This is a genomic window from Paenibacillus sp. KN14-4R, assembly GCF_052180255.1.
Taxonomy (GTDB): domain Bacteria; phylum Bacillota; class Bacilli; order Paenibacillales; family NBRC-103111; genus Paenibacillus_AM.
Genome location: NZ_CP197466.1, coordinates 3,006,413 through 3,019,028 on the forward strand (window position 1 = coordinate 3,006,413; position 12,616 = coordinate 3,019,028).

Below are 12,616 nucleotides of genomic sequence, written 5' to 3' on the forward strand. Positions count from 1 at the left end.
TATATTATTTCTGTTCCACCTATTATTCCCGACATGAAAAAGAGGTGCATCACGCTCATATGATTCGATTCGAAGGTGTAAGTAAACGGTATGATAATGGTTATGTTGCGCTAAATTCACTCGACCTCCAGTTTACAGCGGGACTTATTCATGTGTTGATTGGACCTAGTGGATGTGGAAAAACGACAACGATGCGTATGATTAACCGTCTCAATATCCCAACAGAAGGCAAGATATTCATTGATGATAAAGATATTTCTCAGATCGATCCCGTCGAGCTGCGCAGAAGCATTGGCTATGTCATTCAAAGCATCGGTCTATTCCCTCATATGACGATCGCTAAAAATGTCGGGGTCGTACCGCGCTTATTAAAGTGGGATCAAACACGTATTGATCAGAGGGTTGACGAGCTGCTCGAACTCGTTCATCTTAACCCCGACACATATCGAAACCGTTATCCATCCGAACTAAGCGGCGGCCAACAGCAGCGTGTTGGCGTGATTCGAGCGTTAGCAGCGGAGCCCGATATTATCGTGATGGATGAACCTTTTAGTGCACTGGATCCGATCTCACGTGAGAACTTACAAGATGAACTTATTCGTTTGCAGCAGGATCTGCAGAAAACCATCATTTTCGTCACCCATGATATGGATGAGGCGATTAAGATCGCAGATAATATGATTCTGATGAAAGACGGTCAAGTTGTACAACAAGGTCGCCCCGAATATATTTTGCGGCATCCTGCGAATGATTTTGTAAAAAACTTCGTCGGTAAACAGCGTTTACTCGAAGGTTCGATACCCGAAAAACTAACGGTTGATGAAGTGATGGCTGAAAATCCAGTCACCGCATATCCGACTCGCGGCTTAGCGGAAGCAATTAAAATCATGGAGAAGCGCAGGGTCGATTCGCTCATCATAGTAGATCGTAAACATGATCTGCTTGGGCATGTGTCTATTTTCCAAGTCATCGAGCGGTTTAAAGAGGAAAATATTACGATTGGCGATTTAGCGAAGCCATTCGAACATGTCGTCACAGCAGGATCGGATTTACATACCGCGCTTCACTTGTTAACCGATCACCGGCTGCCTTACCTGCCAGTTGTAGGTGATCACAATCATTTTATAGGGCTCATTACCAAAGGCAGCGTCGTGCGCTATATCGCGGATGTGTACACAGTAGACACACCACAAAGCGAAGGAGAGCCTTCAGAATGAACAACATATGGAGTTCCTTGCAGGAAAGATCCGCTGACATCGTAAAAGCTGTAGGCGAACATATTTATATCTCTGGATTGTCTGTCCTATTCGGCATTCTTGTGGCTGTTCCAATTGGAATTATGCTTGCTGGAAATCGTTTGAAATGGGTCAATAGTACGGTGTTCACTATCGCTAACTTACTGCAAACAATCCCAAGTCTTGCACTGCTTGCAATTCTCATTCCTTTACTTGGTATTGGGACTTGGCCTGCGATCTTTGCTCTATTCTTATACTCTCTCATGCCGCTGATGCGCAATACCTTCGCAGGCTTTGAAGCTGTCGATCCGTCACTAGTCGAAGCCGCCAAAGGAATGGGTTATAGCGCACAGCAGCGCCTTTTTCGAATCCAGCTCCCGCTCGCGTTTCCTTATATTATGGCAGGCATACGCACCACAACCGTATACATCATCAGTTGGACAACACTTGCGACTCTGATCGGTGCTGGAGGGCTGGGACAATTAATTTTTTCTGGAATGGGCGTAAATAAGAAAGAGCTTATCATCGTCGGTGCACTGCTCGCTGTTATCTTGGCGCTTATTACTGATTTCCTGCTCGGTCTCATTGAAAAGTGGATATCACGTAAAGTCAGGGTAAATCCTGCATCCACGACCGTTTAATCCGAATAGGAGGAAGTACCATGCACACCAAAGGGACTAACATTCGATTGTTCTTCATGATCCTAATCTTATCTATGTCCGTCATATTAACCGCCTGCGGAAACAAAGATTTGATTCGAATCGGCACACAAACGTTTTCCGAGCCCAAAATCATCGCTCAGATGTACAAGCTATTAATCGAAGATCGTACGGATCTCAAGGTAGACGTACTGCCTGATTTGGCATCCAGTTCAGTTATTATTAGCGCTCTGAAACAGAAGGATATTCAAATGGCAACGTTGTACAGTGGAGAGATTTTTAATCATTATTTTCCAGTTCAAGCGACCCATGATCGTGATGAAGTACTCCGTCAGGCACAAGAAGGCTTTCTTACTCACTATGGCTTCAAGTGGTTCAACCCTTACGGCTTCGAGAATACATACGCATTTACCATGCGTGAAGAGGTAGCTAACCAAAATCATATTACACAAATTTCAGACTTAGCCAGTAAAGCAAAGAGCTATAAGCTCGGTGTCGATACGACTTGGCTGGAGCGGGATTTAGATGGTTATAAAGCTTTTACGAAAAAATATAATCTCGCCTTCGGTCAGACGGTACCTATGGAAATTGCGCTTGTGTATCAGGCAGTTGCACACGGGAATGTAGATATTGTGTTGGCGTATACGACTGATGCCAGACTCAAAGCATATAAACTTAAGGCGCTGAAGGACGATAAGCACTTTTTCCCGCCTTACGATGCCTCGCCTGTTATCCGCCAAGAAGTGTTAGATAAACATCCTGAATTGAACGATATCATTGGACTGCTCATAGGTAAGATTGATACTCCGACGATGATTGATCTGAATTATGAAGTGGACGTTAACAAACGCAACGAGAAAAAAGTCGCAGAAGAGTATTTGATCAAAATTGGACTGCTGAAATGAGGATTAGAGGTGTAAAACGATGCAACATTTTATCAACTATGTGCGTGAAAATTGGGTCGACCTGCTTGTACTTACTTACGATCATATCGTCATGGTTGCCTGCGGGCTACTGTTAGCCTTGTTATTCGGCATCCCACTTGGGATTATTTGTGCCCGCAATAAAGTCTTAGCCTCCATCATTCTCACGCTGGCTAATATTGTTCAGGTGTTCCCAAGTCTTGCCCTCCTAGTTCTGCTTATGGTCGTATTCGGACTTGGGTTCAAAACGGTTGTGATCGGGCTATTCCTCTATTCACTCATGCCTGTCATTCGCAGCACTTACATTGGACTCACGCAAGTAAACCCCAGTATATCTGAAGCTGGAAAAGGGGTCGGCATGAGCAGGCTGCAGCTTTTATTTCAAGTGCAGCTTCCTCTTGCCGTCCCCTTCATTCTAACCGGTGTTCGCGTCTCTGCGGTTATTGCCATAGGTGTAGCGACCATCGCCCCTCTCATAGGTGGAGGCGGACTAGGTCGGGAAATTTATTCAGGCATTAACATGGACAATAGCGCACGACTGTACGCAGGCGCCATACCCGCGTGCCTACTTGCAATTGTTACGGATTTCTTATTCGGTAAGCTGCAGCAGAAGACGCAAATTATCAAATAACATTACGCGTATTGAGCCGGAATGCGATGGACGATATCCTCAAATTCAGGCTCTTTCATATGTACATCGTCCATCTCCCCCCATTCACTCACGATCCGAAGTACATCCATCGGCTTGATCTCTTGGCGATTACAGTGAATCGTTAGATAATCTTTGCCATACTCTTCAATTTGAAATGGAAACTCGGCTGCCGTCCACTTCGGTACATGTACCTGCCCCACGTAACTTACTCTCATAATAGTGGGAAGTCCAATCCGATCACGCAGCTGATGAATGGAACCGTCGTAACTAATTCGTCCAGCTTCAATCACGATAACACGCTTGCATAGCTGCTCGATATCATCCATATCATGTGTTGTGAGCAGAATGGTTTTACTGAATTCTTGATTCAGAGTATTTAAGAAACCTCGAATGTTCTTTTTCGCCGTTACATCAAGTCCTATGGTCGGTTCATCTAAGAATAAAATATCAGGGTCATGCAGTAAGGCTGCCGCTAAATCTGCCCGCATCCGCTGACCGAGCGAGAGCTTTCGTGCCGGTGTCTCTAGAAACTCATCCAAACCCAGCAGCTCACTTAATTCTCCCAATCGCTTTCGTTTATCCGCTTCGTCTATCTGGTACATAGCAGCTAAGATATCAAACGTATCTTTCGTCGGTAAATCCCACCACAGCTGACTACGCTGTCCGAATACGACGCCTAAGCGTCGTACGACCTTACGTCGATCCTGCTGTGGACTAAGCCCATGAATTGTAATCTCACCTGCACTCGGGTGAAGAATACCTGTGAGCATCTTAATTGTTGTAGATTTGCCTGCTCCGTTCGGGCCGATGTACCCGACAAAATCACCCTGTTCAATCGAGAAGCTTACCCCTTTGACCGCTTCCTTCTCGATATATCCTCTTGTGAATAAGCTTCGTATACCTGCGAATCTTCCTTCTTTGATAATTGGCAGCTTAAACGTTTTCTGTACATTGTTGACGATAATCATTCAAAGTCACCTCCATTTTCACTCGTTAATTTCTAACAGTTTATGTACCTGTACTCTGATACTTCGTAATACCGAAGCGCCAGAATGCAAAAGCGATTAGAAATATAACAACAGATAACATGGGCACAACGCCAATTACCCATAATCCGTACTCATGCCGAATAATAGCCAATGCAGGCACGTAATTCGTCAGACCCACTGGAATTAATGTCAGCAGCATCCCTTTGAACCACTTGGGATATAGCTCTAAAGGGTATTGAGCCGCACTCCTTGCCGCGTCTTCTGTCATCGTCTGCAATTCTTCAATTCGGGTTGTCCAGAAACCAACGGTTGCTGTGGCAAGACCAATCGAGAACAAGATAAGAGCACCTGAACCAATCGTTACAATAGTCAATGGAATCGCGGTCCAATCGATCTGACCACTCTCCATCATTGCTTTCATCGCAAGAACTAATACAATCGTGCCTTGTATAAGTTCTGCGAACAGAATCCGGAAGTTTTGTGACATGAGTGCGATCAACACTGGAATTGGACGAAGTAAGATTGAATCGAAATTCCCACTTACTAAATATTTGTCAAGATGATGCACATCCGATGCAAACGATCGATAAATCGCCTTAGAAATCATAATAATACCGTACAAATAAGCAACTTCCTGTAAGGACCAGCCTTTAATATTTCCAAATTTCATCAGAACGAGTGCCACCATTAGAAACTCAGCTATCGTCACAAACGCAGCAAATAAGGTTGAGAGCAAAAAGTTAAACTTATACTGCATTTGACTTTTGAGACTAGCTCGAATTAAGAGTAGGTACAGCTTAAATAGTTTCATCCGCCCTGCACCTCCAGTTTGTGTCGCATAAACCTTGTCACGTACAGGCAAACAAGTGTTAGTCCAATACACCACATAAGCGATCCGATTAAGACCGAAGGATCTACTTTATCCAAATATATATTTGTGGGATAGTAGAGGAGATAGGGATATGGCGATGCCATACTAATTGCACGCAGCCAGCTTGGCAACCACTCAATTGGGATAAAAAAACCGGATATCAGCATGCTTAGCGCATAATTCACCCAGTACAGCCATTGCGATTCAGTTGTCCACATGCTCATTACACCAATCACATATTGTATACAAATCGAGATATAAGCAGCTAGGGCTAATGCTAGAAAAGTCCAAACATAGGTAGAAAAATGCATAGGAAGTTTAAGTGAAAATAAAAAGAAGTAGAGGATGTAAATCGGAAGAAATTTATACACGAATTGATAAGCAATTTGCCCCCATTCTCGACTCATTCGCTGAATGAATAGATGCGTTGGCCGCATCAGATCGAGGGCGATTTGACCCGTTCGAACGGATTGTTCGATACCCAAGCCTCGTGTGAGAAATCCAGTAATCCATAAAATCGATTGATTAAAGGCAATATATGCTGTCATTCCTTCTGCAGCACGTGCACCTAAATCACTACTGCTGCCAATCCCAGCCCAGATTGCAACATACATAAAACCGAATACTAAACTTGCCGCATTCTTCAGCATATGCGCCCCCCGATATTGTAGGTTGCTAACATATGCCTTCCTTGCGAGTACGAAAAATAACATGCAACACCTCCAGTTCGTTTCATCCTTTGACAATAAAACTTACTTGTGCGTGAAATGCGTACAAAATTAGTGAAGGTTTCCATAGTACCAAATAAACATGGTGATTGGCAATATTTACTTGGAATCATCAAATAATATTTGTGTAAGTAAACAGAAACTTTAATTCCATTTTGACGTAAACTATTAAGTAGGCTTGATATCAGCAATACAGGAGGAATACATGCAATTTATTGAGAATTTATTCCATCAACATGGTTATTTCGTCTTATTCTTTGGACTGCTATTAGAATTTATTGCTCTTCCTTTTCCAGGGGAGACTACGATGGCTTTTTCAGGATTTCTCTCGTATGAAGGTGTATTTCGGTGGGAAGTACTGGTGTTATTCGCTTTCTTGGGGACGACGATCGGTATGACCATTACTTATTTTATCGGATATTTTGTTGGCATGCCTTTCGTTCGGAAATATGGCAAATGGGTGCTACTTAGTCCAGACAAAATTGATAAGACCAAGATCTGGTTCGATAAATACGGCTATACGCTTATTTTCATTGGCTATTTCATACCAGGGGTACGTCATTTCACAGGCTATTTTTCGGGAATTGTCCGACTCCCCTTTCGTAAATTCGCTTTAACTGCCTATACAGGAGCACTGTTCTGGGTCGTTCTATTCATCTGGATCGGCAAGCTGTTCGGGCCCCAGTGGCGAGCTATGTTCGAGTTGTTTGAACGATATGCGAAGTTCGGGATTATCATCCTAGTGGTGTTCATCCTTCTTTATCTCAGTATTCGGTTCCGTAAACAATTACATATTTGGATCAAGTATCTTGTGAAAGGGAAAGACTCTGATTCAATGAATAAATAGGCTGATATAAAAAGACCATCGTGAGATGGTCTTTTTGCTGTACCTACGATCCGCCAGTGCGTCTACGTTGGTTATTTGGTTTTTTGTTATTTTGTGTTTTCATTGCATGCGGTGAATTACCGCCACCAAATCCACCTGTATTATTGGATTTCTGTTGTTTTTTCTCAGCAAGCTTCTGCTTAATCGCATCCGCTAAACTCATTTTCTTTGGCTCATTTCCTTCTGACATGGTTACACCACCCTTGTACTCGTTACGGCATTTCCCTCATTGTAAACTGTTTTGCCAATCACGACAAGAGCACACCCGATTTATCAAGATAGGAGCGTAAAATAGCGACATAAAACAGATCCCATCTTACATGATCTGCCTTATGCCGCCCTACTTACTTATTCATTTATTAACGCATAAACACACGAGTAATAATGACTAATAAGATAAAGAGAACAAGAATTGTACCTGTATTCGTAAATCCACCACAACCAACAGGTGACACTTCTTCTTCGTTACATCCACAGCCGCAACCACCTACGAACCCCATACTCAAATCCCCCTCCCCAGTGCTTGATACTGGTAACTGGTAATTTTGCACATTATTATTCTATGAATGCGCACAGGGAATGATTGGACGTTTTTACTATAAAAAAACAGGCCTCCGCTAGTATACGGCTGCCTGGTTGCATCATTAAAATACAAATTTATCGGGATGTGGACCAAATCTTTTATCTTCATTGAGTGTATTCAAACGCTTCATATCATCATTCGAAAGTTCGAAATCAAAAATATTTCCGTTCTCTTGAATGCGTTCAGCGCGAATCGATTTAGGGATCGTTACAACGCCCTGTTGAATATCCCAACGAAGAACAATTTGTGCAGGAGACTTCTGATATTTAGTCGCAAGCTCCGTGAGCAAAGGTAAGTCCAGATTTCCTTGCATAAGTGGGCTCCATGCTTCAAGTTGAATTCCTTCTTGCTTGCAATAATTGTATAGTTCTTGTTGATTAAGCAATGGATGATATTCCACTTGGTTCACCATAGGCTTAATCTCACAATTTGCAATTAACTCCTCTAAATGATGAACAAGGAAATTACTTACGCCTATCGCTTTCACAAGTCCATCCTTGTACAATTTCTCAAGCGCCCTATATGTCTCAATATATTTAGACGTACCTGGCCAATGAACCAAGTACAAATCCAAATATTCCACACCTAGCTTCTGTCTGCTTGTCTCAAATGCTTGCAATGTTGACTCATAACCTTGGTCATCATTCCAAACTTTCGTTGTAATAAACAGATCTTCACGGTTTACGCCGCTTACCTTAATACCACGACCTACACCTGCTTCATTCCCGTATATTGCAGCAGTATCAATACTGCGATAGCCTGCTTCGATTGCAGCTCGAACAGCGTGCTCGACTTCCTCACCATCTTGAGTCTTCCATACGCCAAGACCTAGCCAAGGCATACGAACTCCATTACGAAGTGTCGTTGAATCTTGAATGCTAGTTACCATAAATCGAACCTCCCCTATGGATGTCCCTGAATCGGACTCTCCTCTCATCATACCATAACTCCGACTAACGAGGCTATTTTCCTAAGAGGTGCTTACCCTTTATGTATAAATCTCCAAGGGCAGTAGCACCATAAGAACGTACTCACGATTTCAACAGTGACCGAAAGGGCTTCTTTTCTCCACAGTAATCAAATTTTTGGTATACTCTATAAACGAAAGGGAAAAAAGAAAAGGTTGGAGGAATAATCACATGCAGGATTTACAATCAAAAGTGAGTCGAGTCGCCCTAGTCGGATCAGGTGCGGTTGGGGCTAGCTATGCCTTTGCTCTATTGAATCAAGGCATTGCCAATGAACTTGTCATTATAGATGTTAATCATCAAAAGGCCGAAGGAGACGCCATGGACTTAAATCATGGCCTGCCTTTTAGCCCTTCTATGAAAATATGGGCCGGTACATATGAAGACTGCGGTTCAGCAGATATCGTCGTCATTACAGCAGGTGCAAGTCAGGCTCCTGGTGAAACTCGGATGGATTTAATTAATAAAAATTCCCGCATTTTCAAAAGCATTGTCACAAGCATCATGGACAGCGGATTTCACGGGATTTTTGTCATTGCTACGAATCCTGTTGATGTCCTCACTTATGCCACATGGAAATACTCAGGTCTGCCTGCTTCCAGGGTCATCGGCTCGGGCACGATTCTCGACAGTGCACGCCTTCGCTTCTTGCTCGGTCAAGAATTCAATGTCGACTCTCGCAACATACATGCTTATATCATGGGTGAACATGGTGACACCGAATTACCTGTCTGGAGTAATGCCAACATCGCCGGTCTTTCGCTCATGGAGTATAAAGCCCAGCACGGAACACCCACTGACGAGAGATTAGATGAAATCTTCATCCAAGTCCGTGATGCTGCGTATCACATTATCGAGCGTAAAGGTGCTACATATTACGGGATTGCAATGGGTCTCGCCCGTCTGACGAAAGCTATTTTGAATAACGAGAACTCCGTATTCTCTGTTTCTTCCTTGCTTACTGGACAGTATGGACTGGATGATGTGTATATCGGAATACCAGCCATAATCAATCGTGATGGAATACGCGAAGTCCTTGAGCTCAATTTGATGGAAGACGAACGTGAGAAACTTCATCATTCGGCTACTGTACTGAAAAACGCGATTGCATCGCTTGAATTGTAAACGCAAAACGACCGCTGATCTAGAAGTGACTTACCACTTCCTAGATCAACGGTCGTTTTTTATCATGTTTAAATGATCAAACTGCTAATCGAAATACTAATGCCGATATAAACCATGCTTAGTAATGCACCAACAGCTACATTTCCTTTTTCCAAGTGCTCGGATAATTTAAGCCCGGGTGTAATAATATCAAATATCCAGTAGGCCAGTAGTAAACAGACATAGCCGACTGCGAACCAAAAGGCCAAATGTGGAATCGATGAATTGGTATAGGAGGCAATTCCTAGAATAATACCTGTCGCAATAAATTTTCCGCCCATTGCAAGACCTACAGCCGTATTGCCTTTCTTCAGCTCTTCCAAATCATTGTACGGCGTCAACCAACTAAAGACAACCATTCCAATCATTTGTAAAATAATAATAACAACAATGCTTAGTGCTATATGAAACACTATCAATCCGCCCACCCCCGAAATTTGGCCATCGCTAAGTCATATTTTGCAAAATCATGCACTTCCTCAAGTGTGACTTTGACTTGTTTCTTATCTTTGAAATTCGTATACCGCGCTTCATCAATCGGTTGTTTGATGACATGGCCTGAAGGTAGCTTTACGATAGCAAACTGTCTAAACTTACCGTCCAGTTCTGTTTTGTAAACGCCTACTAAATCCACATCAGTCGTGATGTTCACTTTTAAATCGCGAATATCCGTATCAGCTGCTTCTTTCGTCCGATAGGATTTGATCGACTCCCATTTGGATAAATGAATGTCATTGCGCAAATCATCACGCGTCGTCATCTCAGCTGACATGAATTGGACAATCCATACCTGATCACCTGTTGCATAATTATCATCATTAGTCAGCATATCATTATCTGGTAAAATCGTCATGTCATCTCCGATTAAATCACCGACTTTACCTTCTACAACCCGGTAATCCCAAGGCAGGTTTTCTTGTCCTGTAGGTGACTCCACTTCAGTGCTTACTGGAACTGCAAGACTCGAACTGTTTACCGGATCATCCTCCGAATTCATAAAGACCACAAAAAGGAACACCAAGGCAATACCGACGCCTAAAGCAATAAGAATTTTTTTAGTTCGAAGATCAAGCTTTTGTTTCTGTTTCATTTTCCCTCACCCCAATCGCTATAAAGTGGCTGCTATTACCCGTAATAAGTCCACCTGCTCGGCCAAGAAGGCCACATGGTTTGCCATGTATAACGAACACGCCAGTTAATAAGTGAAAATCCCCGGCCGCAAGTTGAACTTCAGGAAGGTCTGCTCTCTTCTGATACACACGACTGAAAAATTCACTGCTATCAAACCCCGCCGTATCCTGCGCATCCATAACCCCATCTGTATCGAACATCTGCACAGAACCACCTTCACGTCCAAACATCGACTTCGATACGTAACTGTGATCAAAAATCGGCTTATTATAAGTAGGCAGCATGAAACGTTCAATGTAAGCATGTTCTTTCTCATCAAAAATATCGACTTCCAACTCATGCAACCCCCATATCAGAGCTTGCAAGCCTTTAGACTGCAAAATGATAGCATGCAGGGAATTAAATAGCTCAACTTGATGTGTCTCAATGGAATAAGCAAAGGCTTCACCACCATCATCAATCGCCATCCATTCCTTCGGATAAAGAGCAAATAATCGTTTAATCTCACTTCCATTCGCGTCTTTTAAAACGCCGTTATCTACCCACAATTCCAAACAATCCATCATTTTCACATCGAGACCGCTATGTTTAGCGAGCATATCGACTGTCCCGGTATCTTCCAGATGTTGACCGTAGCTGACGCAGGCTACATAATCCGGTTTTTCTACTGCCCACGCGTCACGGACCAGATTAGCCATCTGATCATTTGTCGTATTTACCTGATACTGCTGACACATCCAAGGTGTGACAACCGAAGATTCCACATACCCAGTTGGTGTATCTGCATTTAATTCCAATAATTTAATCGTTCCGTCATGAGCAATGGCAAAATCAAATCGTGCATAGCGACTCATGTGTCCGAACTCATTCGGCTCAAGACAATCAAGCCCATCCCACAGTACTTCTGGTATGGATAGCACCTCATATAGATCACTTCGGCCGATCACAAAGCGGGCTGCCTTATCAAAAATATGCCATAACACTTGAGAAGCATCCATTAACAGTTCATGTGTACGCCCATCCATTGTAACCAGTTGATCGATCCAATATTTCTCATCCTCGAAGTCCGCCCACGTAAATCCCATTGCAGCAAGTTCAGCAACCCGTGAGGCACGATCCTCATGCGGCAGTCCCATTACGCTCCATACCATTAGCCGCCAAAGCCTCCACTTGAGGAACCACTTGACGATGACTTACCTGAAGATGAGCCTAATCCGCTCGACTTACCGCCAATTCCACCTGCTGATGATGATGTTGATTTGCCACCTGATGTTGAACGTCGTACAACAGAGCCCGTGGAAGTCGATGTTTTAGGTCTAATTTGTGAGTTCGGTCTTGTCTTATTTTGAAAAGAAGTATCCTCGTAACTTTTCGGTTTATAAGTTGTATTTGTACCCGACACGTATGCAGGGCGATTCGCGTAATATTGGTTTGATGAATATACACCGCCGCGGTTAAAGATCATGTGATACAGCAGCAGGTCACTCCAACCAAATCCACCCCCGCTATGAACAATCGTTGTATTCCCTCCCGAACTTCCGCCTGATCCTGTTGGAGAAGGTGAAGGACTAGCAGTGGATGCATTCTCATTCTGACTCAAATTAGGAAGCGGTACATTCCAATCTGAAACAGGGTCGAAGAATGATTGTACTTCATCTGATGACCACTCCACTAGCTTCGCACTCGAAGGATTTGTTGTTTCCCCGATGACGATCGGCGTAAATGCCAAGTTCGCAAGCAGGACAAGACCCATGGATGTGGACAGCACTTTAAGTGGTTTACCTTTATAAAGCCAATGTGCACGATCTTGTTTCTCTTTACTCATTC

16 protein-coding genes are annotated in these 12,616 nt (G+C 43.3%); 6 read left to right on the plus strand and 10 right to left on the minus strand.

Annotated features, from left to right (window positions below; genetic code table 11):
* Positions 1–59 precede the first annotated feature (59 nt).
* Genes ACSBOP_RS14700 through ACSBOP_RS14715 form a run of 4 tightly spaced genes read left to right on the plus strand, consistent with a single transcriptional unit; the run spans position 60 to position 3,448 of the window.
* Positions 60–1,217 (plus strand): ABC transporter ATP-binding protein, encoded by a 1,158-nt coding sequence (locus ACSBOP_RS14700; RefSeq protein ID WP_442601278.1) that lies wholly within the window; start codon positions 60–62, stop codon positions 1,215–1,217.
* Positions 1,214–1,876, plus strand: a complete 663-nt coding sequence (locus ACSBOP_RS14705) for an ABC transporter permease (RefSeq protein WP_442601279.1) — start codon at positions 1,214–1,216, stop codon at positions 1,874–1,876. The genes ACSBOP_RS14700 and ACSBOP_RS14705 overlap by 4 nt, the downstream gene beginning before the upstream one ends.
* A 20-nt stretch (positions 1,877–1,896) precedes the next feature.
* Entirely contained in the window at positions 1,897–2,799 is a 903-nt protein-coding gene (locus ACSBOP_RS14710; RefSeq protein ID WP_442601280.1) for a glycine betaine ABC transporter substrate-binding protein, read from the plus strand.
* 19 nt (positions 2,800–2,818) lie between these two features.
* A complete protein-coding gene (locus ACSBOP_RS14715; protein ID WP_442601281.1) occupies positions 2,819–3,448 on the plus strand; it encodes an ABC transporter permease in 630 nt (209 codons plus the stop codon).
* Between the two features lie 2 nt (positions 3,449–3,450).
* Here ACSBOP_RS14715 and ACSBOP_RS14720 read toward each other — a convergent pair whose 3' ends face one another.
* The 3 genes from ACSBOP_RS14720 to ACSBOP_RS14730 are packed head-to-tail and all read right to left on the minus strand — an operon-like array spanning position 3,451 to position 6,042.
* Entirely contained in the window at positions 3,451–4,437 is a 987-nt protein-coding gene (locus tag ACSBOP_RS14720) for an ABC transporter ATP-binding protein (protein ID WP_442601282.1), read from the minus strand.
* Between the two features lie 40 nt (positions 4,438–4,477).
* Positions 4,478–5,269 carry an ABC transporter permease gene (locus ACSBOP_RS14725; RefSeq protein ID WP_442601283.1) on the minus strand — a complete coding sequence of 264 codons (792 nt, stop codon included), beginning with the start codon at positions 5,267–5,269 and terminating at the stop codon, positions 4,478–4,480.
* Entirely contained in the window at positions 5,266–6,042 is a 777-nt protein-coding gene (locus ACSBOP_RS14730) for an ABC transporter permease (RefSeq protein ID WP_442601284.1), read from the minus strand. Before ACSBOP_RS14730 ends, ACSBOP_RS14725 begins: the two co-directional genes overlap by 4 nt.
* 220 nt (positions 6,043–6,262) lie before the next feature.
* Here ACSBOP_RS14730 and ACSBOP_RS14735 point away from each other — a divergent pair, with 220 nt between their 5' ends.
* Complete coding sequence (locus ACSBOP_RS14735) at positions 6,263–6,904, plus strand: DedA family protein (protein WP_442601285.1); 642 nt, start codon at positions 6,263–6,265, stop codon at positions 6,902–6,904.
* 43 nt (positions 6,905–6,947) lie between these two features.
* Here ACSBOP_RS14735 and ACSBOP_RS14740 read toward each other — a convergent pair whose 3' ends face one another.
* The 3 genes from ACSBOP_RS14740 to ACSBOP_RS14750 all read right to left on the minus strand — a co-directional run bounded on the left by ACSBOP_RS14740 (position 6,948) and on the right by ACSBOP_RS14750 (position 8,415).
* A complete protein-coding gene (locus ACSBOP_RS14740) occupies positions 6,948–7,133 on the minus strand; it encodes a hypothetical protein (protein WP_442601286.1) in 186 nt (61 codons plus the stop codon).
* A 169-nt stretch (positions 7,134–7,302) separates the two neighbouring features.
* Entirely contained in the window at positions 7,303–7,443 is a 141-nt protein-coding gene (locus tag ACSBOP_RS14745) for a YjcZ family sporulation protein (protein WP_442604487.1), read from the minus strand.
* Between the two features lie 144 nt (positions 7,444–7,587).
* Positions 7,588–8,415 carry an aldo/keto reductase gene (locus tag ACSBOP_RS14750; protein ID WP_442601287.1) on the minus strand — a complete coding sequence of 276 codons (828 nt, stop codon included), beginning with the start codon at positions 8,413–8,415 and terminating at the stop codon, positions 7,588–7,590.
* Between the two features lie 250 nt (positions 8,416–8,665).
* Between ACSBOP_RS14750 and ACSBOP_RS14755 the strand changes: the two genes are divergently transcribed.
* Positions 8,666–9,619 carry an L-lactate dehydrogenase gene (locus ACSBOP_RS14755; protein WP_442601288.1) on the plus strand — a complete coding sequence of 318 codons (954 nt, stop codon included), beginning with the start codon at positions 8,666–8,668 and terminating at the stop codon, positions 9,617–9,619.
* A gap of 68 nt (positions 9,620–9,687) precedes the next feature.
* Here ACSBOP_RS14755 and ACSBOP_RS14760 read toward each other — a convergent pair whose 3' ends face one another.
* From ACSBOP_RS14760 to ACSBOP_RS14775, 4 genes are read right to left on the minus strand one after another with little or no spacing between them, the layout of a single operon-like run.
* Positions 9,688–10,026: a DUF350 domain-containing protein gene (locus ACSBOP_RS14760; RefSeq protein ID WP_442604488.1), complete on the minus strand. Its 339-nt coding sequence runs from the start codon at positions 10,024–10,026 to the stop codon at positions 9,688–9,690.
* 47 nt (positions 10,027–10,073) lie between these two features.
* Positions 10,074–10,748 carry a signal peptide protein gene (locus tag ACSBOP_RS14765; protein WP_442601289.1) on the minus strand — a complete coding sequence of 225 codons (675 nt, stop codon included), beginning with the start codon at positions 10,746–10,748 and terminating at the stop codon, positions 10,074–10,076.
* A complete protein-coding gene (locus tag ACSBOP_RS14770) occupies positions 10,726–11,940 on the minus strand; it encodes a glutathionylspermidine synthase family protein (RefSeq protein WP_442601290.1) in 1,215 nt (404 codons plus the stop codon). The genes ACSBOP_RS14765 and ACSBOP_RS14770 overlap by 23 nt, the downstream gene beginning before the upstream one ends.
* Positions 11,940–12,614, minus strand: coding sequence for a hypothetical protein (locus ACSBOP_RS14775; RefSeq protein ID WP_442601291.1), 675 nt, complete (start codon positions 12,612–12,614; stop codon positions 11,940–11,942). The genes ACSBOP_RS14770 and ACSBOP_RS14775 overlap by 1 nt, the downstream gene beginning before the upstream one ends.
* Between the last annotated feature and the right edge of the window lie 2 nt (positions 12,615–12,616).

Coding starts and splice junctions, on each gene's coding strand:
- ACSBOP_RS14760 (WP_442604488.1), bottom strand. CDS start 10,026: ATGATTGGAATGGTTGTCTTTAGTTGGTTGACGCCGTACAATGATTTG.
- ACSBOP_RS14770 (WP_442601290.1), bottom strand. CDS start 11,940: ATGGTATGGAGCGTAATGGGACTGCCGCATGAGGATCGTGCCTCACGG.
- ACSBOP_RS14710 (WP_442601280.1), top strand. CDS start 1,897: ATGCACACCAAAGGGACTAACATTCGATTGTTCTTCATGATCCTAATC.
- ACSBOP_RS14700 (WP_442601278.1), top strand. CDS start 60: ATGATTCGATTCGAAGGTGTAAGTAAACGGTATGATAATGGTTATGTT.
- ACSBOP_RS14765 (WP_442601289.1), bottom strand. CDS start 10,748: ATGAAACAGAAACAAAAGCTTGATCTTCGAACTAAAAAAATTCTTATT.
- ACSBOP_RS14715 (WP_442601281.1), top strand. CDS start 2,819: ATGCAACATTTTATCAACTATGTGCGTGAAAATTGGGTCGACCTGCTT.
- ACSBOP_RS14750 (WP_442601287.1), bottom strand. CDS start 8,415: ATGGTAACTAGCATTCAAGATTCAACGACACTTCGTAATGGAGTTCGT.
- ACSBOP_RS14725 (WP_442601283.1), bottom strand. CDS start 5,269: ATGAAACTATTTAAGCTGTACCTACTCTTAATTCGAGCTAGTCTCAAA.
- ACSBOP_RS14745 (WP_442604487.1), bottom strand. CDS start 7,443: ATGGGGTTCGTAGGTGGTTGCGGCTGTGGATGTAACGAAGAAGAAGTG.
- ACSBOP_RS14740 (WP_442601286.1), bottom strand. CDS start 7,133: ATGTCAGAAGGAAATGAGCCAAAGAAAATGAGTTTAGCGGATGCGATT.
- ACSBOP_RS14755 (WP_442601288.1), top strand. CDS start 8,666: ATGCAGGATTTACAATCAAAAGTGAGTCGAGTCGCCCTAGTCGGATCA.
- ACSBOP_RS14705 (WP_442601279.1), top strand. CDS start 1,214: ATGAACAACATATGGAGTTCCTTGCAGGAAAGATCCGCTGACATCGTA.
- ACSBOP_RS14730 (WP_442601284.1), bottom strand. CDS start 6,042: ATGTTATTTTTCGTACTCGCAAGGAAGGCATATGTTAGCAACCTACAA.
- ACSBOP_RS14720 (WP_442601282.1), bottom strand. CDS start 4,437: ATGATTATCGTCAACAATGTACAGAAAACGTTTAAGCTGCCAATTATC.
- ACSBOP_RS14735 (WP_442601285.1), top strand. CDS start 6,263: ATGCAATTTATTGAGAATTTATTCCATCAACATGGTTATTTCGTCTTA.
- ACSBOP_RS14775 (WP_442601291.1), bottom strand. CDS start 12,614: ATGAGTAAAGAGAAACAAGATCGTGCACATTGGCTTTATAAAGGTAAA.